Consider the following 24,381-nt stretch of genomic DNA (forward strand, 5'->3'; position numbering starts at 1 on the left):
GCCACTGTGAAGTTCACCGTTTGGCTAACGCTTTCACCGCTTGGATCGGTGGCGGTAAAGGTTAGGGTTTCTGAGCCATTCCAGTCTGCGGTTGGAGTGAACGTAGCAATCCCATTGACGATTGCCACTTGAATGTTGCTGTTGCCAGAAACACTGAAGCTCAGCTCGCCATCCATATTATCCACATCACTGAAAGCGGTATTTAGATCGATGCTGTATGGCGTAAAATCTTCCGCCAAGGTTTGGTCTGCAATGTTGCTTTCAACCACAGGCGTGTCGTTCACCGCATTCACGGTGACGTTGACCGTCGCTTGGTCGGTCAGTGCACCATCGGTCACGGTGTAAGTGATTTCGGCGTCACCATTGAAGTTCTCAGCCGGTGTGAACACCAGTTTGCCGTCAACAATCTCGACTGTCCCTTGCTCACTCGGCACAGATGCCGAGTCAATCGACAGCTTATCGCCATCGATGTCAGTATCGTTTGGCAGAACATCAATCGTCACTGGCGTGTCTTCGTCAGTGACAGCGGTATCATCTTTTGCCACTGGCGCGTCATTCACTGGCGTCACATCGACGTTCACCGTGGTGAATTCCGATACCCCACCGGAGGTAACGATATAAGTGAAGCTGTCTGTCCCGTGGAAGTTGTCGTTTGGTGTATAAGTGACGCTGCCGTCCGGGTTGACCGAGACCGTGCCGTTGGCTGGACCGTTATTGGTATCCAGCGACACCACTTTGTCGTCGCCTTCGAACGTGTCGTTATCTAAGACCTTGATGATGGTTGGCGTGTCTTCCACGACCGTCGCGTTGTCTGCCACGATGTCCGCCACAGGGACTACTGTGAAGTTCACCGTTTGGCTAACGCTCTCGCCGCTTGGATCGGTCGCCGTAAACGTTAGGATTTCTGAGCCGTTCCAGTCTGCGGTTGGAGTGAACGTAGCAATACCGTTGACGATCGCCACTTGAATGTTGCTGTTGCCAGAGACGCTAAACGTTAACTCGCCATCCACGTTATCCACATCACTGAAGGCCGTATTTAGATTGATGGTGTATGGCGTAAAGTCTTCCGCCAAGGTTTGGTCTGCAATGCTGCTTTCAACCACAGGCGCGTCGTTCACCGCATTCACCGTGACGTTAACCGTCGCTTGGTCGGTCAGTGCACCATCGGTCACGGTGTAAGTAATTTCAGCATCGCCATGGAAGTTCTCAGCCGGTGTGAAGACCAGTTTGCCATCAACAATCTCGACTGTGCCTTGCGCTTCAGGTACGGACGCCGATTCAATCGACAGCGTATCGCCATCAATATCGGTGTCGTTTGGCAGGACATCAATCGTTACTGAGCTATCTTCCTCTGTAATTGTTGTATCATTAGAGGCAATAGGCGCATCGTTAACTGAGTTTACTGTTACCGAAACTTGAGCTTCATCCTCTAACTCACCATCTGAGATGGTGTAGCTAATCGTTGCATTACCGTTGAAATTTTCAGCCGGAGTGAAAACAAGCTTACCATCGATAATCTCAACGATACCTTGCTCTTCTGGTACAGAAGCAGAGGTAATGATTAAATCATCACCTTCAATATCACTGTCGTTAGCGAGCACATCAATTACAACCTGGGAATCCTCGTCAGTTTGAATCGCATCATTAGTTGCTATTGGCGCGTCATTAACAGGCGTAATATCTAAGTTAGCAGTGCCATTAATAACACCGCCATCGTTATCAATAATGTCATAGGAGAATGACACTTCAGTGTCATCGTCAGCCTCTGGAATGTAAGTCCAAGATCCATCGCTGTTATCAATTAAGGTGCCATTCCCACTCTCAATAGTGACGTTTGTAATGACAAGAGTATCGGCATCATCAATATTGACATTAGATAGTAATTCTTCAGTAGTTATCGTGATTGGATCGCTATCTTCCTCAACAGCGCTTAATGTCACTGGAGAATTAGTAAGTGGCTTACTTGAGCCATCCCCACTTGTCTCGATACCTGTTGTGAAGAAGTCATTTAAGGTCAACGCTTGTGTTTCAGATAAGCCGAGGGATTCTAGGCCAATAGTTTCAAAGTTTGTTGAGGCTAGCACTTCAGTACCATCTCGTACAATCGTGGCACTATTTTGCAAACTGGAGCCACTATTTTCACCCGCTGCAGGTGCGAGTTCTTCATCAATAGCAGAAGGGTCTTGACCTTGCTCAATAGCACTAATAATCTGTGCTACATCGTCTGAAATATCTTTTAAACCTTGCTCTTGAGCAAGCTGAATTTTCAGGTCTTGAGGCGCAGCATCTGTCATTGCCACTATCACTTCACCTGGTAGAGGCTGCTGTCCTTCTGCAAGGACTCTCAGCTGCCCATCCAAACCTATTACGACGACTTGATTACCGAGTGGCACTAATGCTGTACGATCCATATAAACCTTAACCCTAAATAACTGTCAAGTTTTTGACTAACAATACTAATTTGCTATATATTGCCCGAATATATAGTGCAATAACAGCAATTTGATGCTCAATAAAGTAATTATGTGTCATACATCAATGAGAATCCAGATGCATAAGTGTTTTATTTTATTAAAATCTGGACACTCGTTTCTAGCCATTACCTCCATCTTTAATTTGAGACCTTAATTCAAGTTTTAGGCAGATTTAGTAGGTTGATTTATCAAAATTGAAACAAATGAACAGCGAATCAACAGGTTACTTCATCGCATATTAATGTTATTGTGCGCTAAATTATTGACGCCCTTATAAGTATTCCACTTATAAGCCCTATCACCTCGAGAATTTTTACCATTATCTAGGAGAATCACAGTGAAGTGGACTCGTGCCAACGCCTTTTGTATTGGTATGTTCACCGCTAGTCATGCTTTTGGGCAAACGCTAGAGCAAGCGGTTGAAAACACATTAAAAACCAATCCTGACATCAAAAGTGCGTTCAATGAATTCGTTAGCAAGCAGTATGTGAATGAAGCATCTGGTGGTGCTTACCTCCCATCCGTAGACTTAGATGCCGGTATCGGTTACGAAGGAATCAAACCTGCAGAGTCAGGGCGAGATTCAACCGATCTGACAAGAAAAGAAGCCACCGTGACACTAACCCAGCTAATATGGGATGGTTCAGCGACACTTAATGATATGGATCGAACAGCAGCTGATGCTGAATCGGTCCGTTATCAACTTCTAGCTGATGCCCAAGACACCGCTCTAGAGGTCGCGAAAGTTTATTTAGACTCAGTAAAAGCTTATGAAATTCTTACACTTTCCGAGAATAACTTGAAAGTGCATAAGAAGATCTATGAAGACATTAAAAAGCGAGTTAACTCAGGTATCGGTTCTACAGCAGACCTAACCCAGGTAGAGGCTCGTTTAGCAAAGGCTCACGGTAACTTGGTGGCAGCTCAGAACAACTTATATGACAGCCACACCACCTTTACACGCCTTGTCGGACAGTCACCACAAGGATTGATTTTCCCAAGAGCGGACCAAAACTTTATTCCCTACACCATCGATGAAGCGATTGACTTGGCATTCGAGTCACATCCAGTAATCAAAATTTCGGTAGCTGATGTGGACTCTGCAAAGTTCCAATACAAGCAATCTAAGGGAACTTACTACCCAACGATATCGGTAGAAGCTGCTCAAACATGGCGTGATGATGCAAGCGGTATCGAAGGAAGCAGCGAAGAGACAACAGCAATGTTACGTATGCGTTACAACCTCTTTAACGGTGGTAGTGACGTAGCCAACGCTGAAAGTTTTGCCTACCAACTAAATAAAGCAAAAGACCTAAGAGAACGTGCATACCGCCAAGTAGAAGAAGGTCTTCGTCTATCTTGGAGTGCGTTAGATTTAACACTTCAACAAAAAGAGTTCCTAGCGGATCACGTAGATTCGGCCTCTGAAACTGTCATCGCCTACGAAAAGCAGTATCGCATTGGAAAACGCACTCTGCTGGACTTGTTAAATACTGAAAACGAACTTTTCGAAGCGAGAAAGAACTACTTGGATGCTCGATACTCAGAGCAGTACGCCAAGTACCGCGTTATGAACGCGACTGGCCAATTGTTAAATGCCTTGCGTGTCGATGTACCTACAGAATGGAATGAAAAGGTGGAGTACTGATCATGAAACCAGTGAAGATTCTATTTGCATTGGGTATGCTCGCCATCACTCAACACGTTGTTGCTGAAGACGAATATGAGTATCGCCCTGTACCAAATGCAGAACAAATAGCAGATTTGCAAGATGACGATAACGATGGTGTCATCAATGCTCGAGATATGTGCCCAGGTACACCTGAAGGCTCAGAGGTCGACAACGACGGCTGTGGAGAATACATTAAAGCATCAGATAACATGCAAGTGCGGATACTTTTTGCTAACGACTCTGATGAGATCAATCCAGTCTTCAGAAGACAAGTCCGAGAGCTTTCCGACTTTTTAAAAGAGTACCCTACTACTTCGATAGAGCTGCACGGCTATGCTAGTAAAGTTGGTGGTTCAAAGCATAACCAAGATCTTTCTGAAAGACGAGCACGCAATGTCCGTGAAGCCCTACTAAGCTACGACATCGAACCGAGTAGAGTCCGCATTGTTGGTTTTGGTGACACTCACTTAGCACAACAAGGGACCGATGAAGTCAGCCATGCTTTAAATCGTCGAGTAACCGCATCAGTCGTTGGTTACAAAGGCGAGATAAAAAGAGAGTGGACAATATTCACAACTCTTCCAGAAAGGTAAAGTACCTGTTTTTGTTTGCTCTGTGAGCATAAAGCAAACAAAAACGAGTGAATACTTAACCTCAGAAAAGGAGCTTCGGCTCCTTTATTTTTACTCATTTCGACAACCGTATTATGCTTTAGGAATCGGCACTTTAGTGTTACTCTAGCCACGTCATAACAACGAGAGTTTTGAAATGAGCAAACTTACATCAGATATCCAAGCGAACCTTGACCTTTTTGTTGCAGAAACGAAAGAAAACCAATTGGTTTGGGGTTTACGCAATGAAGAAGGTTGGCTATCTTGCGATTCAACTGAATTCGAAAACAGCGAAGTCATGCCTTTCTGGTCTTCTAAAGAAGATGCAGAAGCACATAATGTTGAAGAATGGGCAGATTTTACTGTACTAGAAATCCCATTAGATATCTTTGTTGAAGATTGGCTTTTGACTCTTGCTGAAGATGGTGTTCTTGTTGGAACTAACTGGAACGATCAGTTAGAAGGCAAAGAAATGGAGCCTCAAGATCTAGCAAAGCTTTACATTGATTAAAGATTTCTGACCTCAACTTTATGTTGAGGTCTTTCTTTTTATGCCTCTTCTTTCAATATCTCGACCAAGTGCATAGTTTCACTACTCTTTTTCTTAGTACACCCAACTTAATCACAACGCTGATACGTTAAAAGCGCTATGATAACTCAACTTTAAAGGCACCTTAAATTAAAGGCTCGTTTAAACATGCGCGTGCTCTATCCCTTGCTTGCGTCACTTTTGCTCACTCCAGTATATGCAAGCGACACTCAAGATATTGAACCAAACCAAAATATCACACAGTGGCACTCTGTCTACCAAACCACACTACGAAGCAACCCTGAGTCGGCATTGAGCATGCTTCAAGATCGCTACCATACAGCGAAATCGGACAGCGAAAAGCTCTACGTAAGTGGATTGATTTATGAATATATGTCAAACATAAATCAGCCTTACTACGGCAGCAGTCAAGTCTTAGACAACCGTTTTTCTCAATTAGAATCAGAATATATTCTTGCCTTAAAGGAACGTAAGCATGGTAGTTACGAGGCCTCAGTAGATAGCTTTTCTTCTTTGCGACAGACAATGAAGAAAATATCCGATTCCGAAGGCAAGGCTCTGATGAACTATCAACTTTGTTATACGCTGAATCAACAAGGTCGTTATCACAAAGCAAACTTTTATTGCTCATCCTTAGAGAGCCACTTAAATCATAAGCATCAAGAAAACTTCCCTGTTGATCTTGCTTTGCGCGTAATAGCAAATAACTACAATTACCGCGGTGACTATGAAAAAGCCTTAAGTTTGTATCGACAGTTGATGGCCAACATGTCGACGCAAAGCGATCCTTCAGGGATTTACAATGACGTCGGCAATTTACTTGCAGAGCTGGGGCAATTTGAACAATCAGAGCAATATCTCATTCAAGCCCTACTGGTTCGCCAAGATGAAGGGACACCTCTTGAAGTTGCACAAGTCGAACATAGTCTAGGAGCGATGTACAGAAAATCCAAAGAACTCGATAAGTCCATCAGCCACTACAAAAATGCATTGACGATTCTCGAACAACTTCATTATCCATACGGGCAAGGGTTGACCTATTTAGGGTTATCTGCTGCTTTGGCCGATTCTGGGCAATTGGATACCGCGGTAGATTACATTGGAAGAGCATTAAACATTGCCCAAACTTATGAGAATACGCACCTTGAAACAGAGGGTCATTTGGCTGCTGGATTGGCATATTTAAAGAACCATACACCCGAAAAATCGATTGAACACAGTACAATAGCGTTAAGATTAGCGGTAAAAAACGCTAGGCCCTTATTGCAAGCGCAAGCCCAATTACTCCTCTCAAAAGCATACCAAGCTCAAAATGATTACAAAAAGGCACTGGAGCATCACAAGGCCTACTCGACGATTGAACTAACGAACCGAGACGCGAGTAATATCAAGGCGTTAGAGGCACTAGATCTCACTAAAAAAGAGTATGAATATGATCTACAAGTCGCGCAGTTGAACAACGAAACTCTTCTAAGTCAGTACCAGTTTGAAAAACTCACAGACCAACAACGCACTTATAATTTTGTTGTTTTCTGTTTATTGATTCTCCTCGCTCTGGCATTGATGGTTCAGCGACAAACACGCTTAAAAGCCAAAATAGACAGCTTAACGTGTGCATTAAACAGAGCGGCAATTATAGAGACGATTAAAAGCCAAACCTCCAAAGCGGAAGGAGACTTCCGCTACGTTCTAGCATTAATCGATCTAGATGACTTTAAGGCGATTAATGATCAGTATGGTCATCCGACTGGCGACATAGTACTACAACAGGTATGCAAAGCGCTTAAAGCTAAACTTAATAAGGGAGATTACTTGGGTCGTTTAGGTGGAGAAGAGTTTATCTTGCTATTGAAAAACGTCGATGAGATTGACGTTCCCTTTAGAATACAAAGTCTGCATAAAACAATTTCAGAAAAGAGTGTACATTCGCTTAATAACCATCAATTGAATATATCTGCGAGTCTGGCCTATCTATCAACCTCAATGCCACTCACCAACTTTGATGAGCTCTATTCGATATTAGACCAAGCGTTATACAATGCTAAGAAGCAAGGAAAAAACTCCCTTGTGGACGCATACAACGAGCCGATCAGTTTAAGTGCTGAGTATATTCTCTAATAAAACCAAACCACCAGCGTAGTGGTTTGTTATAGGTGGAAGCATCAGTAAGCCATTCAGATGCAACACCATCATCAAGGAGTCTTTGTGCCCAAGGCAAGAAAAAACATTCAGTCTCTAGAGCGAGGTTTTCTAATCCTCGAGTTGCTCTCGATGAGTGAGTCTCCCCTATCATTACAGACGATCAGTAATGCGATCCAGTTAAATAAGACGACTGTTCACGGGTTACTTGCGACTCTACACTCTCTTGGATATGTATCCAAACACAACCATAGCTACAGCCTAGGGTTTAGATGCTATGAACTGTCTAAGCCGATTGAACAAAAAAACGAAGCTATCCGACAACACTTTGTTCCATTGCTGAAAAAAATGGCCCAAATGACTAACAACACTGCTTACCTCGCTGTACAAAGTGGCGCTAAAGAGTACTTGTATATCGATGCTATAGAGCAGGATAACCCTCTTACTATCCGTAGCCCGAGAGGGAAACGAGAAGGACTCACAACATCTGCGATCGGCAAGGTTTTTCTTAGTTTTGATGATGAGCTTCGCCGAACATTGCGCCTTGAAAGCCAAATATCCCCCACGTTAGAAACTGAACTTAATCAGGTTGTATTATCAGGTTACGCACTCGATTTAGAAGAGGCAGAGCCAAACCTCAATTGCTTAGCGATCCCCCTTTACTTGGATGGTAAGGTCGTTGCTGTTGCAGGTGTCAGCGGTGCTGCCTCCGAACTGACGGTCACTAGGCTAAAACACTTTGCCAGCATCTTTCTCAAACTTTAAGATTTGACAATGTCGAATTCTAGGCCATTTTTATACTGTTTTGATTACATGCTTATACGTCGCCTCTAATATGGTCGTTGTTCAACTCAACAACGTAGGAGAAGCGATGTCTACTGTATTAATCACTGGCGCTAACCGTGGCTTAGGCTTGCAATTTGTCCGCCACTACCTTGGAAAAGGTTGGCAAGTTATCGCAACTTGTCGTTCACCAGAAAATGCTAAGCAGCTCAATGAACTAGTAACCCAACCCAATCAACTTCAACTGATGGCTCTAGACGTCACTAACCAACAAGATATCGATCAGTTAGCCACTCGATTAGCGGATCGTCCGCTCGATCATTTAATTCTGAATGCAGGTGTATTAGGCGAAGAGTGTGCAACGCTTGGCGAAATGACCCAGAAAAAATGGCTAGAAGTACTAAACATAAATACCGTCGCACCTGCCCTGCTAATTCAAGCACTACAAGACAACGTTGCGAAAAGTCAGCACAAAACCATCGTGGGAATCTCAACCCGAGTTGCGAGTTTAAGCGATAACAGTTCAGGTAACATGTACAGTTATCGAGCATCTAAAGCAGCGCTTAATCAGGTTCTAGTATCAGCAGCACGCAATCTCGAATCGCGAGGAGTAAAAACTGTCGCAGTTCATCCCGGCTGGGTAAAAACCGATATGGGCGGTGAGGACGCAACCTTTTCTGCCGAGGAAAGTGTTGCAGGCATTGTTTCGGTCGCAGAACAACTAACACTTGAGCTATCCGGAAGCTTCCGCGTATTTGATGGCTCTACAATCGAATGGTAACTGATCTCTAAATGACGTCTCCCGGCCAAATTGAAGGCCGGGAGAATACAGTAAACTAATAGGCCAAAAAGATAAAAGCTCGCACTATCGTCAGACAAGCGAGCCGTTATCGTCTATGGTGTTGTACTACCGTCAAACGCTGAGGAAGTCAGCGATTGCAGAGGTGTCATTTAGGCAATGATTTCCCGTGAAACTCACTCAATCATCCCACTCAGGCGCTAGCCCTTCAGGGTTTACTTCGCGGCCATTTCTTTCCAACGCATCTATCTTAGCAATCGCCTCTTCACTCAGATTAAGTTCAAGTGCTTTCAGGTTACTTGCCAAATTCTCTCGTTTAGTTGAAGACGGGATCACCGCGTAACCTTTTGACAGCGCCCAAGCAAGCGCGACTTGAGCTGGCGTGGCCTGATAGTCCTCAGCAATACCTGCAATAGTTGGGTCCCCAAGTACTTTCCCATATGCCAAGGTCATGTAAGACGTTACCTGAATATCGTTTTCCTGCATGAAGCTGACCAACTTACGATTTTGCAAATAAGGGCTAAGCTCGATTTGGTTAGTAACAATATTCTCTTTACCGACCACTTCTATCGCTTGTTGCAACAAGTCAATATTAAAGTTGGAGACGCCAATATTACGGGTTAACCCTTGCGATTTAGCTTCAAGTAATGAAGCCATGTATTCGCTCAAGTTATTGTTATTGCCAGGCCAGTGGATCAAGGTCAAATCCACATAATCTGTATTTAGCTTTTCTAAGCTCTCTTTTAGACTTGGAATGAGTTGTTCCGTGTTCATGTTATCAACCCAGATCTTGGTCGTAATGAATAGCTCATCACGTGCAATACCGGACTGTGTCAATACTTCACCGATTTCTGCCTCATTACCGTAAATCTGTGCAGTATCAATTACGCGGTAACCCACTTCTAACGCATTACGGACTGAATCCTTAACTACTTCACCCTCTAAACGAAACGTGCCGACGCCAAATGATGGTACTTTCATCTAAATCTCCTGAATTATCGATTTTATAGTTGATTCGAAGCAAAACTTTACGCCGCAAGAAACTTTCCGTAAAGTTAACAATGCTCAAATCTAATTTGAAATATATTCAACAATGAAAGCTACTCTAGATGAAATGCGCACCTTTATGGCCGTGGTCGATACGGGTTCAATCAGCTCTGCGGCTGAACTGTTATCGATGACCGTCTCGGCGGTGAGTCGATCGGTATCTCGGCTAGAAGCCAAACTCGAAACGACTTTGTTAAATCGCACAACCCGTAAGTTAGATGTTACTAATGAAGGAACGATATACCTCGATAAAGTCAGACATATTGTAGAAGCAGTAGAGAATGCCGAAGCACAACTGAAAAGCCAGAAATATAAGCCCTCTGGCCTCCTACGAATAAACGCAGCTACCCCCTTCTTACTGCACGTACTAACGCCGCACATTGCTAAATATCAGAGCTTGTATCCAGAAGTCGAAATCGATCTCAATTCCAATGAGGAAAATATTAGCCTTTTGGGAACAAAAACCGATATTGCTTTTCGTATCGGTGAGCTACAAAACTCAACCATGCGCGCGATATTTCTTGGTAAAAGTCGGATTCGAATCGTCGCGAGTCCAGAGTATTTAAGACAACATGGTACTCCAACCTCAATAGATCAGTTACTCAATCACAAGCTACTTGGATTCAACAAGCCGGAGTATCTTAAGGAATGGCCGATCATGGATGATAAGAACAAACTTCTGCGTATTATGAGTAGCCTAAGATCTGATAATGGCGAGACGCTAAGGTGTTTAGCCTTACATGGTGCGGGGATAGCTTGCCTGTCTGACTTTATGACCTACTCTGACCGACAAGCTGGTCGCTTAGTGGGCGTGCTTAGTGAACACACGCATAATGTCGAACAGCCCGTTCATGCGGTGTATTACAAAAATGCCAGTACCTCACGCCGGATCAGCTCTTTTATTGACTTCATCAAGCAAGAAATCAAGGTAGAGAACCACCAGTTCCTTTAAAGACCACCGCTGTTTGTGGCAAAACACTTTTGTCTTTTTGCCGCTTTTTCTCACAACAAAAATCTCATAGTGTCCTGAATATCAGGGAGGCACCTTGCCTCCTAGTACTCACAGTAATAGTCAGGCTTCATAATGCATAAAGATTTAAGTAACAGATTCACCATCGGGGTTGAGCTCCCCCTAGATAATGACTGGACCCAAGAAGGCCAGAAAAAACGCCTGCTCCAACGAAAACCGTTCGGCGTACCAGACATGAGTGCACATAAACAGCGTATTATGTTAGCCGATAAGTTAGGCTTTAACGTAGCGTGGGTGAGAGATGTCCCGTTGTACGACCCTAACTTTGGAGACGCGGCACAAATTTATGAACCGTTCAGTTATCTTGGCTATCTCTCTGCGTGCACCGACAACATTCTACTAGGGACAGCAGCGATAGTATTACCGTTAAGACAACCTTGGCTAGTGAAAAAAGCCGCTGCGACCATCAACGAGTTAAGTGGTGACCGCCTGATACTCGGTGTGGCTAGTGGAGACCGTCCTAGTGAATATCCCGTTTTTAACGCTAACTTTGACAGCCGTGGCTCGGCTTTTCGAGAAAGTGTAGAGATTTTGAAAGATACGCAAAATGATAAGCTGGGTAACGATCTACAGTTATTACCCGAGTTTGCTGATATTCCTATCTATGTCGCAGGGTTAGCGCAGCAAAGTCCACAATGGATAGGAGAAAACCTAGACGGCTGGCTCGCCTACCCAGGCACACCTGATGATCATGAACACCGCGTTGTACTTTGGCGCTCCGTAGCGGGAAACAAACCCTACGCCAGCTTTATTCATCTTGATTTAGTCGATAACCCAAATGCACCAGTCGTTCGGCATCACTTTGGTATCCGGGCCGGAGTCAATGGCTTGAGCGATGAGCTAGAAAAAATGCAAGAAGCAGGAGTCAATCACATCGGGTTGCATTTCCGTCGTAATAGCCAACCAATTGAGAAATCAATGGAACAGATCGCTCAGTACGTGTTGCCACGCTTTAACTAAGATCAAATAAAAATATGTGCCACCTTACTAAGGGGTGGCACGCTAGGCTTGGCACTTGGAAAAACAAAAGCTGCAATAACGACAAAAATCTTTTGTTAAAACAACAATAATAGAGTTATTTTAAAGTAAGTCTTGGTTGAATAAAGTCGATGAACGCGGAAATACGTTTAGAGACTGAAGAAGATTTGTAGAAGACAGCATTGACCTGTTCTCGTCCAGTATTTGTGATTTTTTCCGATTCAAACAATGCCACTAACCGTCCAGAATCAAGATCATCTTTCACCATAAAGCCAGATAAACATGCAATGCCGTTCCCTGCCAGCACTAACTGTCTAACCGTTTCACCACTGCTGGATAGGATATCAGGCTCTATCATCTCAAACCCTCGTAATGGCCACTGATTTAACACTTTAGCGCCAGAAAAACCGATCAAGTTATGACTGCGCAAATCGCTCACCGCTTCAGGGAAACCTCGTTTAGATAAATAACCAGGCGTGGCAACGATAAATAGTGGGCTTGTTCCTAAAGGTTTAGCATGCAGTGTTGAATCCGATAATCGTCCAATACGTATCGCCACATCGGTTCTTTTTTCCAATAGATCCACAAAACCCTCATTAGAGGTAAGATCGAGTTGAATATCAGGATAAGCCTCTTTAAATGGCTGAATTAACGGCACGAGTTGATGTAAAACAAATGGGCTAGCGGCATCAACTCTTAAGCGCCCCTTGGGTAATTCACCTCGTGTGATGATCTCTTCTTCAGCTTGCTGTATTTGTAGTAAACCTAAGCGAACCGCTTCAACAAACTGATGCCCTTCCTCAGTAACTTCCACTCTGCGCGTCGTGCGATTCAGCAAGGTTACCCCCAACTGTGATTCAACTTTACTAACCGCACGAGATACCCTAGCGACTTGAATACCTAGTGCATCAGCAGCGGAAGAAAATCCACCACTATCCACAACTGCCATAAGAATCTCTAATTCATCTGATCGGGTTAACATTTCATCCCCTTTCTTAACTGCGCACTTTCATCATTTATAACAAAAGTATTTTGTAATAAACACCATTTTTCGCAACGAATAACTCTTTAATAATACACGACATGGAAACGGGCTATTCGTTTATCCATTCATATTCAATGATTATAAGAGAGAGTTGTTATGCCTTTAGCTTTACTTGCATTGACGCTTAGCGCCTTTGCTATTGGAACCACGGAGTTTGTAATTGTCGGTCTGATACCGACTATGGCCTCCGACCTCAACGTATCATTACCTTCAGCGGGTCTTTTAGTTAGCCTGTACGCACTTGGTGTTGCGGTTGGTGCTCCCGTTTTAACAGCGCTGACTGGTAACTGGAAAAGAAAGTACGTTCTGCTTTCTGTTATGGCACTGTTTGTTCTTGGCAATCTGTTAGCCTGGCAAGCACCTGGATACAACACACTAGTTACAGCAAGGATACTGACCGGGCTTGCACACGGTGTGTTCTTTTCGATCGGCTCGACTATCGCCACTGGCCTAGTGTCAAAAGAAAAAGCCGCTAGCGCAATTGCTATTATGTTTACCGGTCTGACCGTAGCTCTAGTGACGGGCGTGCCACTTGGAACCTGGATTGGCCAGACATTTGGTTGGCAGGCAACCTTCCTAATCGTCGCGATCCTTGGAATCATCGCACTGATAGGAAGCGCTCTACTAGTGCCGAGTAATCTGAAACAACCACCAGCAACCAAGCTGTCATCGCAAGTAAAAGTCTTGACTCAGCCTCGTCTACTTTTGGTGTACGCAATCACCGCGCTCGGTTACGGTGGTACGTTCACAGCCTTCACTTACTTGGCTCCTATTTTGGAAGAAGTTTCGGGGTTTGGCTCTAGCGCTATCAGCCTAATTATGTTGGTTTATGGTGTATCGGTCGCATTCGGCAACATCTGGGGCGGAAAGATGGCCGACTCTATGGGGCCAATCAAAGCTCTGACAGCGATTTTCTCGGGCCTAATTGTGGTATTGCTCGTGTTTAGTGTCACAGCATTTAATCCAATTTCTGCAGTAGTGACCATTCTTGTCTGGGGTGCCTTTGCCTTTGGTAACGTTCCAGGACTTCAAGTTTATGTTGTCAAACTAGCAGAGAAATATTCACCTGATGCAGTCGACGTCGCTTCTGGTCTCAACATTGCTGCATTTAACGTAGGTATTGCACTGGGTTCTTGGGGCGGTGGCCTTATCGTGGCCAATGCTGGGCTGATGCACACACCTTGGATTGGCGCGATCGTAGTATTAGGTGCTCTACTACTAACCCGTTTCAGCGGAATGCTAGACAAGCGTGGAGAGCAGCACGCAACGGCACACTGATTCACGTTCCGAATCGATAAAAATCACTTAAGTTAGCCCGGCATTACGTCGGGCTTTCAATACAGAGTTTAAATACACCATTGACTGAGGTAGAAAGTTTATTCTACCCTTAGGTAAAACAAACGTTCTACCTGGTATGTCAAATAGTGAAAGAAAAAATCGCAGCAAGCCTAGAAAAAGCATTCAGTCAGTATGGCTTCGCCGAGCCGAGCGTACCTCAACTCAAAGACGCCTGCGAAGTCAGCCTGAGAACCCTGTACAAATACTACCCCTCCAAGGAAGCGATGATTGTTGCAGCTCTCGAGCATCGCCATCAAAGGTATTTGAGTTTTTTGCTCGAAGACGCCCCTGCCAATGGAACACCGGCTGTATTACACCTATTCACTCGCCTCGAGGATTGGATGAAGGAGTTTGCACCGAATGGCTGCATGTCCATCAATGCATTAGCAGCCTATCCAGAAAATCTATCTATTAATCAAGCAGTAAAACAACACAAATTGGCGGTTCGTCAGCTTATGGTCCAACTAAGTCAGCGAGAAGACCTCGCAACCACACTCTTCTTGTTACATGAAGGTCTATCCAACGCATGGCCGGTTCTCGGTCACGCTGCCTTTGCATCCGCTGAACACACTCTGCTAGAACTAATGAAGGAGAACAATCAATGACCACAATCCCGAAAGTCATGAAAGGCGTCCAACTTATCGGTCATGGTGGGCCAGATATGCTTCGTTACCGCGATGATCTACCTGTGCCAGTCCCCTCGCCTGATGATGTATTGATCCAAGTTGCCGCCGCCGGAGTCAATAACACCGACATCAATACCCGAACAGCATGGTATTCTAAAAACGACGCCAATAGCATGGATGCAAGTTGGTCAGGAGACGCGCTATCTCTCCCTCGAATCCAAGGTGCCGATGTATGCGGTACCATCGTCGCTGTTGGTGAGAATATCTGCCCATCACGAATCGGCCAGCGTGTGCTTATCGAACCATGTATTACGCGCTTCCACAGTCAAGCACTTAGCTCGCCTTGGTACTTCGGTTCAGAATGTGATGGTGGCTTTGCTCAGTTCACTGTTGTTGACAGTAAACATGCATATGCTGTGAATAGTAGTTTATCGGATATCGATTTGGCCTCCTTCCCTTGTTCTTATTCAACTGCCGAGAACATGCTTGTCCGCTCTAATGTCACAGCGAGCGATACCGTACTGATTTCAGGGGCATCCGGTGGTGTTGGCTCTGCCGCAATCCAACTGGCGAAGGCGCGTGGAGCATACGTCATTGCTATCGCCAGCCCAGAAAAGAAAGAACAGATCACGGCATTAGGAGCAAACCAAGTTATCCCTCGCGATGCAAATTTGACGGCGACTCTCGGAGAAAACAGCGTTGACGTAGTGATTGATCTGGTCGCAGGAGAGCAGTGGCCACAATTTCTTCAGGTACTAAAACCAGGATCAAGATACGCTGTTTCCGGCGCCATAGGCGGCCCAATTGTCGAGCTGGATGTAAGAACTCTTTACCTTAAAGACCTAGCGTTATTTGGTTGTACCGTTTTGGCACCAGAAGTATTCGGTAACTTGGTTCGCTATATCGAACAGAACGCAATTCGTCCCTTAGTCGCGGAGTCATTTCCCTTGAACCAGATAGGTCAAGCGCAAGAAGTATTTTCACGCAAGCAACATACTGGGAAACTGGTTTTGGAAATCACATAGCTTTTGTGATTAACAGCGGCCTATACAAGTCGTTGTAATTTGAGAAACCTTTAAGCATCCTAAAAAGTTCTCAATATTTAGAAGATCGCTACGGTTGGCTTAGCTTGTTATCCCTTTTCATCACGCTAAGCCAGCTTGTAAAAATATGCGGTGTTTGCTTCTGAGTTATAAATGTTTAATACCAACATTATCTTACTTCTGGCGTTCATGAACAGAACCGAGATCTGAACGACTTCGGTGTTAACCCTACGATTCTATTAAATATTTTCCTGAACGCGCTCACATCTTGGTAACCCACTCTAAATGATATTGCGTCAAATGTTAGGGTTGTCGACTCAAGTAAATCACAAGCTTTTTGTACTCTTAAGCTTTGTATGTATTGGTTAACATTGAAACCTGTCGCCTTTTTAAAGCGTCGCTGCAATGTCCTTTCTGTTAAACAACTCAACTCTGCAAGCTCTTTATTGCTCAGTTTTCCTTGATAATGATCGTTTATATAGTGCTGTAGTTGAACAATTACCTCATCACCATGTTGGAAGTTTGGGGTAAACTGTTGATAAAAGCGTTGCTCTCTCGGACCAGTATCAATAACCAACATTTTGCCTAACAGGCGCATTACTGCCGGTGACGCAAATAAGGAAACCAGCTCCAAACCTAAATCCACCCATGACATCATACCCCCAGCCGTAATGATCGTTCCTTCGTTAATAAGGATGGCTTCTTGTCTTACGTGGATATCGGGAAACTGACTCGCTAATGAAGGAGCCAAGCCCCAGTGTGTCGTACAAGACTTATTGGTCAACAACTGGGTTTGAGCAAGAATAAAAGTACCGGCGCAGGCGGAGGCTAAAATCGCACCTTTACTATATTGGATATTTAACCAGTCGAGTAGCTCTGGCTCTGGTTCTAAGTAATATTGACCAGTGCCGCTAGGCGGAATCATTACCGCTGTTTTCACATCGAAGTGCGTGTTTGACCAGTGAGCCAATATCTCTACTTCAAAGTGCACATCAACGCCCAATTTAGCCGCCGCACGGTTTGCCATCTCGAAGAGTTCGCTTAAACCATATACGGAGGCTTGCGAGCTATCTGGGTAATTAACGAGTGCTATTTTCATTTTCAATTATCTTCAAGTGTCGCTTTTTGACTCTTTTGTGTCATTTTAGACTCTAAAGAAGGTAGCTAAAAGTCTTTATATTATTCGTACCGCAATGATCCTGAATAAAAGGAAAAGAAAATGACTCAAAAAGCCCTACTTGTAATTGATTTGCAAAACGACTATTTCCCAGAAGGAAAGTTTCCTTTATGGAATACAGAATCAACTTTAGACAATGTTAAGAGAGCAATAACTAAAGCCAATGAGCAAAACATTCCTGTGATTCATATTCAGCATATTGCCGATCCTGCCATGGGCATTGCCCCATTCTTCAATGAAGGCAGCGACGGTGCCAATATTCACCCAGAAGTTCTTGCTTTAGCGCCGAATTCCGAAATCGTGGTAAAGCACTTCGCAGATAGCTTTGAAGGAACACGTTTAAAAGAAGTATTGGCAAGCAAAAATGTAACGGAGTTACTTGTATGCGGAATGATGACACAAAACTGCGTCACACATACTGCTATCTCAAAATCTGCGGACAAGTATGATGTTTCGGTCTTAATGGATAGCTGTACCACGGTCGATGAAATGATTCACAACATTGCACTTCACGCTGTCTCAACGAGAGTTCCCCTCGTAACTATTGAAGATAAGCTGTAATACACGCAAAACCTTTCGCTCACACAATGCGGGCGAAAGGTCACACATATATGCACTTTCATTGATATTTGCTTACTTTGTGTTAAACATTGGTTTCCAAACAGTTACAAGGAAACGTTTATGAAATGGATAGTCGTATTGTTTATTAGCTTATTTTCAGTTTTCAGCCATGCGAAAGAGTGGAAACAAATTCGCTTCACTGTTGAAGGGGCTTACCCCCCATTTAGCTGGACGACAAAAGAGGGAAAGCTAGAAGGGTTTGAAGTCGACCTCGCTAACGCGTTATGCAAAGAGTTAGAAGTAAAGTGCGTTATCTCAAAAATGGATTGGGATGGCATCATCCCTTCTCTCCTTAGTCGCAAGAACGATGCGATTATTGCTGCAATGACAATCACAGAAGAACGAGAAAAGAAAGTCGATTTCACCGTCCCTTATGCAAAAGTACCGACTCGTTTTGTAATGAAAAATGATAGAGAAATCAACATGGATGACGGCAGCCTAAATCGTTTATCTATTGGAGTTCAAAGAGCCACAATTGGTGATAAGTACCTTTCTGCCTTGTATCCAGATATTGATATTCGTCGTTATGGTACGTTCGATGAGGCATTTACCGATCTACTCAATGGACGGTTAGATGCTGTATTTGGCGGCTCAATCGGTTTAAGTGCTGGTTTTCTTGAAACTGCACAAGGTGAAGGCTATCACTTTACTGGACCAGCGTTTACAGAGGAAAAGTGGTTCGGCCGTGGCATTGGCGTAGCAGTGAGAAAACAAGACAAAGAATTAAAAGCATTACTCGATAGCGGAATACAAAAATTGATCCAGAGCGGTAAGCATAAAACCATCGCCAGCAAGTATTTCTCCTATAGTATTTACGAGTAACCTCTTTATCTTTTTATTGCCTGCGCGGTATAGGAAACTTCCCTTTCCCTATATGGCGACAAAAACAGAGCCCTCGAGCAATCGCCCGAGGGTTATTTTTATAAAAAAGCCCACGTATATAAGTAACCCGCTCCCATGGCCATCGTTAAGATAACGATTAGGAAGGCAGCGATCATTTGGTTCTTAAAAATTGATTTCAACAAAATCACTTCTGTAAGACTTGCGCCAGCACTACCAATAATAAGCGCCATAACAGATCCAAGAGCCATACCTTTTTGTACTAGTGCCGCGCTAAGTGGAATGACCGCCTCTGCACGGATGTACAATGGAATACCAATGATTGCTGCGACCGGAATCGCGTACCACTTCGCTTCACCAGCGAACTCCGCAATGAACTCCGTCGGGATGAAGCCATAGATAAATGAACCAATCGCAATGCCCATCATGAGATAAGGGAACACTTGCTTAAAGTCTTTCCAAGTTGATTGCCAAATACGTGCCCAGCGGCTAGGTTCTTTCTCTTCCAAGACTGTCGCTGTTGCACTACCGTCTGATGAACAGCAAGACACTTCCACTTTAGGTTCAGGTTTTGGTGCATCACCACAGCAAGATGTTTTCGCCGCAACTGGCGTAGGTTCATTGCAGGCGCTGGTACCACAGATTGATGCTGGTCTCGCTTCTTCTTTTTTCTTGCTTGAATCGCCACAAGAAGTACCGCACGAAGAAGAACCTACCGCTTGATATGCTTCTGGTTTGACGTAACGTTCAAACCCTAGTTTTTCAAGTACATAGCCTGCTACCACTGATACTGACATCGCAATAGCAAAGTAAAATACCGCAACTTTCCAACCAAAAGTCACCACAAACAAGCCAATAATCACTGGGTTAAGCAACGGGCTTGCAAATAGGAACACCATCATAGGTCCAAAACCTGCTCTTGCACGCAACAAGCCTTTTAAGAAAGGAATGGTCGAACACGAACAGAAAGGCGTAATCGAACCTAGCAACGCAGCAATGAAGTAACCTTTACCCTTTTTCGAGCTGAGAATAGATTGAATTTTTTCTGGCGTTAGAAAATCTTGCAACACACCGACAATGTAGCTAATTGCCAGAAATAAGATGATAAGTTCGGTTGCTAGAAACGCAAACATATCCAGCGCTTCTTTAGCCATAGTTATAATTTCTGTATTCACATTTACTCTCCTCGTCATTTTTCGCTAACAAGCTTACCTGATAGACAAGCCTTTATTTCGATATTTCTGGAATTATAGAATCACAAAACAAAAGATCAACAAAATATTTCCATAAAAATGGAATAATAAAACTAGTCATTACTTATCATAAAATTACATGTCATTAGCTATGCAGACTGGTTGTCGATGATAATTTCAGAGCATCTCGAATCCTTTTTATCAAACATAACCTAAAATTATCAAAATAAGAAAAAACCATAATTATTACAGTACTACCCTCTGAGTTAGTATGACTTTCGACCATTCTTAATAATGAGGAAAACCTATGAGAGCGATAACTTACCAACGAGATAACGATACTTTCTCTTTATCCGAATTACCTACACCAAAACTAGAAACCCAATTTGATGTATTGGTTAAAGTTAACGCTGTTGGTTTGAACCCTGTCGATGCAAAAATTCATTATTGGTCAGACATGGTCACTAACATGGGTAACAATTTTGTTGGCGGGTTAGACGTATCAGGAGAAATAGTCTCTGTAGGCGATGCGGTCGTTGATTGGAAGGTTGGCGATAAAGTGTTGTATCACGGAAACATGAGACGCCATCACGGTGGATTCGCTGAATTTGCTATCCATGATTCAAGAACGCTCATAAAGCACCCTCAGGTTCCGGTTGAAGTGGCAGCATCTACACCTTGCGCAGCCTGGACCGCATATCGCGCTTTGGTAGACAAGCTCGATATTTCAAATCGAAGCAGCATTTTTATCGCCGGAGGTGCTGGCGGCGTTGGAAGCTTTGCTATTCAGTTAGCAAAGACATTTGGTGTTGAACAGATCATTGCTACTAGTTCAGAAGCTAATCACGCATATTTGTCCTCGTTAGGAGCAACCCATACGATTGATTATCATCATGAAGATGTAGTTCAACGAGTAATGGACATTACCGGAAATCATGGCGTTGAGGTTGCACTCGATTGTGTAGGCGGTGATAACGACCGAATTGCAGCCTCGGTGTTAACCTTTGAGGGAGAAATGGTGGAGCTCGTCAAGACTGTCGACCCTTCTCAATATCCAGATGCCTTCTTAAAAGGCTTGGGCTTCCACCAAATAAGTTTGGGCTCTGGTCACGTCTTTGGCGAGAGAGGGTTTGCAAGTATCGTTACTGCCGGAAAAGAAGTGTCTGAGCTATTAGAAAATGGAGAATTGGAAGTGCCGAAACTGAAGATCATCGGCTTAGAGGATGTAGGTAACGCACTCTTGGACATGCGAAATCAGAGAACCGTTGGAAAGATTGTCGTTAATCTGAACCAAAAATAATTAATAAAGATCTCGAGGCAAACTGGCAAAGTAATGAGCAAGTTAAAGCATCTTGTTACTTTGCCAGATATGAAAGACCTTTATTTTGTCTATAACGATGAATGAAAAACAAAACCTCTTGCAATACTTCCCTGCGCTTCACCAAAATTAGGCGTTTTCGAGAGTGTCTCTCCAAGTCGCTAGCAATTTAATATGACGTGGTTCAATCCCACAGCAACCACCAATAATGCTTGCTCCCTGCGCATGCCACTTTTTAGCATACTCAAGATATTCAGTCGGAGAGAAATGACGAACTTCCTGAATGGTCTCGTTGGCTTGGTGCGCTTGCTTTATCGGAGCAAAGCTATTTGCGAAAACACCTATCGTCAATTCTCTACCTGACTCACTCAATACTGCTTGTGTATCTATGATCGCTTGCTCGACAACTTCAGGAATAGAGCAATTGAAAAAGATACCTGAAACATTTGTTTTCAACAGCGTATTAACCGCGACTTTAAGAGATTCCCCTGAGCGAAGGCGAGGCAAAGAGTTAGGCTCATCCATTAAGGTGAAAGCAAGATAATTGGGCTTATCTGTTTTGGCTAAAATTATTGATAGAACTTCAACTTCAGCGAGGCTAGACACGGTCTCAGCTAACCAAATATCAACATATTGATCTTGAGCTTCAAATAACTCAGAAGCCACTTCCAGTGCCCTTTTCGGCTCGAATAATTCAGGCCTGTAAGACCCCATTACAGGAGGAAGAGAACCCGCAACGAGCACTCTATCGTTAGAGCTGGTGACTACATCTCTGGCAATTTTGGCTGCAGATTTTGCTAACTCAGTCCCCCGTTTTGCATAGAGTTCCTCGCCTAAGTGAAATGGAACACATGCATAACTGTTGACAGTGATAATCTCTGCGCCAGCGTCTATGAAATTCTCATGCGCCATTTTTACATATTGTGGTGATTCAATTAGCGCTTGTGCACTCCAAAGCGGCTGAGAAAAAGGGGCGCCAATACGTTTTAACTCTCGCCCCATGCCACCATCTAAAATTGTTACTTTCTTCATTTAGACATCCATACCGCCAAACATCCATAAGCTCTATTCAAACACAATTTTTATCAATTCAAAATGAAATTGTTATGTTTAAAGTGAACAAAGACTTAATGGCTGATTAAACACTCTAGTATTTACCAGACCTTTCATTCGGACCAAGCTAATGTTATCGCCATTAACTTCGAGTAAAAAGCCCATTATCTATGTCTCTCGGCGAGGCGAACGTTACGAGCCACAATAGTGCATGAAGTGATTGAGGGACTCGCCCTCAATCAAATTTTCTTTTTATTATAATACTTTAGATAAAAACTTCTGCAATCTAGGGTTGGTGGGGTTATCAAAAAATCGCTCAGGAGAGTCAGAAACCAAAAGCTCACCATCTTCCATAAACAACACCCTATCAGCGACCTCTTTTGCGAAACCCATTTCATGAGTAACCACTACCATCGTCATTCCGTCCTTGGCCAAATCTTTCATCACATCAAGAACTTCTCCAACCATTTCAGGGTCTAGTGCTGATGTGGGTTCATCAAACAACATAATGTTGGGCTTCATTGCTAACGCACGAGCGATTGCGACGCGCTGCTGCTGTCCGCCTGATAAATGATTAGGATAATTATCCATTCTCTCCGACAGACCAACTTTATAAAGCAAATCTTTTGCTTCTTTCTTCACCGATTCAGGGTCACGTTTAGAAACCTTTAAAGGTGCTAACATGACGTTCTCTATCGCCGTTTTATGCGGAAAAAGGTTGAAGCCTTGAAATACCATGCCCACATCAGCGCGTAGTTTATTGATATCCGTAGATTTGTGGTACATATCGATACCATCTACGATAATAGACCCACTATTTATTGTCTCTAATTGATTGATCGTCCGTAAGAATGTTGACTTACCAGAACCTGACGGTCCTACGATGACAATCACTTCCCCTTTTTCTACATTTACCGATACGTCCTTGAGTGCATGGCAGCCATTAGGGTAAATTTTATTAATTGTTTTTGCTGAAATAATGTATTCCATTAATGACTCCACCATTAATCACTTGCTGCCAATTTCTTTTCTAACGTTTGTATTGCCCAAGATAAGGTACTAGTTAGAAGCAAATAAAGGGCCGCAACGGTAAACCAAACTTCAAATGGGGCAAAACTACCACTTACGACTTCCCTGCCCGCTTTTGTCAGATCAGTAATCGAAATCACGGAGACAAGTGAGGAATCTTTTATCAGGTTGATAAACTGCCCGGCTAAGGGAGGTAATGTCTGCTTAAACGCTTGAGGTAAAATGACATAAATCATCGCTTTGGGATAATTCATTCCTAGTGAACGCGCCGCTTCCATTTGTCCTCTTGGGATTGACTGGATTCCTGACCGCACAATTTCTGCGACATAAGCAGCGGTAAACACGGAGAGCGCTATCACTCCCGCAGTAAAACGCTCAAGGTCAAGCACAGTACCAATAAAGAAGTAAACGATAAAAATCTGTACTAAAAGAGGCGTTCCACGAATGACCTCGACATACACAAGCGCCAGCTTTTTTAATGCCGGATTGCTGGATATACGCATTAGTCCGACAACTAAGCCCAACGCTAGAGCAATGATAAGTGACCAGAGTGAGATTTTAATGGTCGTCACAACACCATCTAAAATTGGGCCAGAGCGCCACTCTTTTATAGTTGCTAAGGTATCTCCTTCAAAAATAAGATCACCTTCATAGACGTCCACAGACTTATATTGGCTTAGTTCAAGAACAATATCACCATGAATACTCTCCAGAGCCAGTTGGTTATTCTCGTCGAGAATGATGTTCCCATCGACAGGCGCGGTAATGGATGAAGCAGCGTTAGTGGCAATATAAGGAAGGACACGCTCCCAATTCCAGCTGTAATCGATTCGCTTACCTGACAGATAGACAAGACCGCAAATTGATAGCAAAACAAGAACAAAAACAGCGTTCCACAATAGGGATTTAAAGTTATTTTGCATGTGATTCCGAGAATGACTTTGATTAAAGTTGGTTGGGTATTTGAATAAAGAAAAGCGTTAGCTTCACAGCGCGAACCGTTTGGTTGGCGATG

The 24,381-nt window shown here is 43.7% G+C and carries 22 protein-coding genes; 14 read left to right on the forward strand and 8 right to left on the reverse strand.

Features of this window, described 5'->3' with window-relative positions; genetic code table 11:
• Nucleotides 1–2,411 (reverse strand): tandem-95 repeat protein (locus tag R7Z10_RS10305; protein ID WP_318104804.1); only part of this gene is annotated, 2,411 nt, incomplete at its 3' end.
• Nucleotides 2,412–2,811: 400 nt separating this feature from the next.
• Between R7Z10_RS10305 and R7Z10_RS10310 the strand changes: the two genes are divergently transcribed.
• The 6 genes from R7Z10_RS10310 (at nucleotide 2,812) to R7Z10_RS10335 (ending at nucleotide 9,010) form a co-directional block, all read left to right on the forward strand.
• Entirely contained in the window at nucleotides 2,812–4,122 is a 1,311-nt protein-coding gene (locus R7Z10_RS10310; protein WP_017635971.1) for a TolC family outer membrane protein, read from the forward strand.
• A gap of 2 nt (nucleotides 4,123–4,124) precedes the next feature.
• The gene (locus R7Z10_RS10315; RefSeq protein ID WP_005377354.1) at nucleotides 4,125–4,739 is read left to right on the forward strand and encodes an OmpA family protein; all 615 of its coding nucleotides are present in this window, start codon (nucleotides 4,125–4,127) and stop codon (nucleotides 4,737–4,739) included.
• 175 nt (nucleotides 4,740–4,914) lie between these two features.
• Nucleotides 4,915–5,268, forward strand: coding sequence for a DUF2750 domain-containing protein (locus R7Z10_RS10320; RefSeq protein ID WP_005377352.1), 354 nt, complete (start codon nucleotides 4,915–4,917; stop codon nucleotides 5,266–5,268).
• Nucleotides 5,269–5,454: 186 nt separating this feature from the next.
• Nucleotides 5,455–7,425 (forward strand): tetratricopeptide repeat-containing diguanylate cyclase, encoded by a 1,971-nt coding sequence (locus R7Z10_RS10325; protein ID WP_318104805.1) that lies wholly within the window; start codon nucleotides 5,455–5,457, stop codon nucleotides 7,423–7,425.
• Nucleotides 7,426–7,512: 87 nt separating this feature from the next.
• On the forward strand, nucleotides 7,513–8,211 hold the full coding sequence (locus tag R7Z10_RS10330; protein WP_017635969.1) for an IclR family transcriptional regulator: 699 nt from the start codon (nucleotides 7,513–7,515) through the stop codon (nucleotides 8,209–8,211).
• Nucleotides 8,212–8,317: 106 nt separating this feature from the next.
• Nucleotides 8,318–9,010: an SDR family oxidoreductase gene (locus R7Z10_RS10335; RefSeq protein WP_047102672.1), complete on the forward strand. Its 693-nt coding sequence runs from the start codon at nucleotides 8,318–8,320 to the stop codon at nucleotides 9,008–9,010.
• Between the two features lie 198 nt (nucleotides 9,011–9,208).
• Here R7Z10_RS10335 and dkgB read toward each other — a convergent pair whose 3' ends face one another.
• Nucleotides 9,209–10,009: a 2,5-didehydrogluconate reductase DkgB gene (dkgB, locus tag R7Z10_RS10340; RefSeq protein WP_047102673.1), complete on the reverse strand. Its 801-nt coding sequence runs from the start codon at nucleotides 10,007–10,009 to the stop codon at nucleotides 9,209–9,211.
• Nucleotides 10,010–10,121: 112 nt separating this feature from the next.
• Between dkgB and R7Z10_RS10345 the strand changes: the two genes are divergently transcribed.
• Both R7Z10_RS10345 and R7Z10_RS10350 read left to right on the forward strand, forming a co-directional pair.
• Nucleotides 10,122–11,027 carry a LysR family transcriptional regulator gene (locus R7Z10_RS10345; RefSeq protein WP_005377343.1) on the forward strand — a complete coding sequence of 302 codons (906 nt, stop codon included), beginning with the start codon at nucleotides 10,122–10,124 and terminating at the stop codon, nucleotides 11,025–11,027.
• A gap of 132 nt (nucleotides 11,028–11,159) precedes the next feature.
• On the forward strand, nucleotides 11,160–12,065 hold the full coding sequence (locus R7Z10_RS10350) for a TIGR03571 family LLM class oxidoreductase (RefSeq protein ID WP_047102674.1): 906 nt from the start codon (nucleotides 11,160–11,162) through the stop codon (nucleotides 12,063–12,065).
• Between the two features lie 115 nt (nucleotides 12,066–12,180).
• On the opposite strand, the gene R7Z10_RS10355 is transcribed toward R7Z10_RS10350, so the two are convergent.
• The gene (locus tag R7Z10_RS10355) at nucleotides 12,181–13,065 is read right to left on the reverse strand and encodes a LysR family transcriptional regulator (protein WP_005377338.1); all 885 of its coding nucleotides are present in this window, start codon (nucleotides 13,063–13,065) and stop codon (nucleotides 12,181–12,183) included.
• Nucleotides 13,066–13,224: 159 nt separating this feature from the next.
• On the opposite strand from R7Z10_RS10355, the gene R7Z10_RS10360 reads away from it, so the two are divergent.
• The 3 genes from R7Z10_RS10360 (at nucleotide 13,225) to R7Z10_RS10370 (ending at nucleotide 16,117) form a co-directional block, all read left to right on the forward strand.
• Complete coding sequence (locus R7Z10_RS10360) at nucleotides 13,225–14,406, forward strand: MFS transporter (protein WP_017635963.1); 1,182 nt, start codon at nucleotides 13,225–13,227, stop codon at nucleotides 14,404–14,406.
• A gap of 143 nt (nucleotides 14,407–14,549) precedes the next feature.
• A complete protein-coding gene (locus tag R7Z10_RS10365) occupies nucleotides 14,550–15,071 on the forward strand; it encodes a TetR/AcrR family transcriptional regulator (protein ID WP_115386009.1) in 522 nt (173 codons plus the stop codon).
• Entirely contained in the window at nucleotides 15,068–16,117 is a 1,050-nt protein-coding gene (locus tag R7Z10_RS10370; RefSeq protein WP_054577007.1) for an alcohol dehydrogenase family protein, read from the forward strand. The genes R7Z10_RS10365 and R7Z10_RS10370 overlap by 4 nt, the downstream gene beginning before the upstream one ends.
• A 205-nt stretch (nucleotides 16,118–16,322) precedes the next feature.
• Here the strand turns inward: R7Z10_RS10370 and R7Z10_RS10375 are convergent, their stop codons facing one another.
• Complete coding sequence (locus R7Z10_RS10375) at nucleotides 16,323–17,234, reverse strand: GlxA family transcriptional regulator (protein ID WP_054577006.1); 912 nt, start codon at nucleotides 17,232–17,234, stop codon at nucleotides 16,323–16,325.
• 120 nt (nucleotides 17,235–17,354) lie between these two features.
• Here R7Z10_RS10375 and R7Z10_RS10380 point away from each other — a divergent pair, with 120 nt between their 5' ends.
• On the forward strand, nucleotides 17,355–17,873 hold the full coding sequence (locus tag R7Z10_RS10380; RefSeq protein WP_318104808.1) for a cysteine hydrolase family protein: 519 nt from the start codon (nucleotides 17,355–17,357) through the stop codon (nucleotides 17,871–17,873).
• A 120-nt stretch (nucleotides 17,874–17,993) separates the two neighbouring features.
• A complete protein-coding gene (locus R7Z10_RS10385; protein ID WP_005388903.1) occupies nucleotides 17,994–18,755 on the forward strand; it encodes a transporter substrate-binding domain-containing protein in 762 nt (253 codons plus the stop codon).
• Between the two features lie 98 nt (nucleotides 18,756–18,853).
• On the opposite strand, the gene R7Z10_RS10390 is transcribed toward R7Z10_RS10385, so the two are convergent.
• The gene (locus R7Z10_RS10390) at nucleotides 18,854–19,948 is read right to left on the reverse strand and encodes a permease (RefSeq protein ID WP_213901680.1); all 1,095 of its coding nucleotides are present in this window, start codon (nucleotides 19,946–19,948) and stop codon (nucleotides 18,854–18,856) included.
• Nucleotides 19,949–20,273: 325 nt separating this feature from the next.
• Between R7Z10_RS10390 and R7Z10_RS10395 the strand changes: the two genes are divergently transcribed.
• Nucleotides 20,274–21,266: a zinc-binding dehydrogenase gene (locus tag R7Z10_RS10395; RefSeq protein WP_065274558.1), complete on the forward strand. Its 993-nt coding sequence runs from the start codon at nucleotides 20,274–20,276 to the stop codon at nucleotides 21,264–21,266.
• Nucleotides 21,267–21,413: 147 nt separating this feature from the next.
• Here the strand turns inward: R7Z10_RS10395 and R7Z10_RS10400 are convergent, their stop codons facing one another.
• From R7Z10_RS10400 to R7Z10_RS10410, 3 genes are all read right to left on the reverse strand, one after another.
• Entirely contained in the window at nucleotides 21,414–22,316 is a 903-nt protein-coding gene (locus R7Z10_RS10400; protein WP_005377327.1) for a homocysteine S-methyltransferase family protein, read from the reverse strand.
• 276 nt (nucleotides 22,317–22,592) lie between these two features.
• Nucleotides 22,593–23,327 carry an amino acid ABC transporter ATP-binding protein gene (locus R7Z10_RS10405; RefSeq protein WP_170893395.1) on the reverse strand — a complete coding sequence of 245 codons (735 nt, stop codon included), beginning with the start codon at nucleotides 23,325–23,327 and terminating at the stop codon, nucleotides 22,593–22,595.
• Nucleotides 23,328–23,341: 14 nt separating this feature from the next.
• Nucleotides 23,342–24,289: an amino acid ABC transporter permease gene (locus R7Z10_RS10410; protein WP_005377325.1), complete on the reverse strand. Its 948-nt coding sequence runs from the start codon at nucleotides 24,287–24,289 to the stop codon at nucleotides 23,342–23,344.
• Between the last annotated feature and the right edge of the window lie 92 nt (nucleotides 24,290–24,381).

The sequence above is a fragment of the Vibrio sp. Vb1018 genome (assembly GCF_033338775.1).
In the GTDB taxonomy this organism is placed as follows: domain Bacteria; phylum Pseudomonadota; class Gammaproteobacteria; order Enterobacterales; family Vibrionaceae; genus Vibrio; species Vibrio alginolyticus.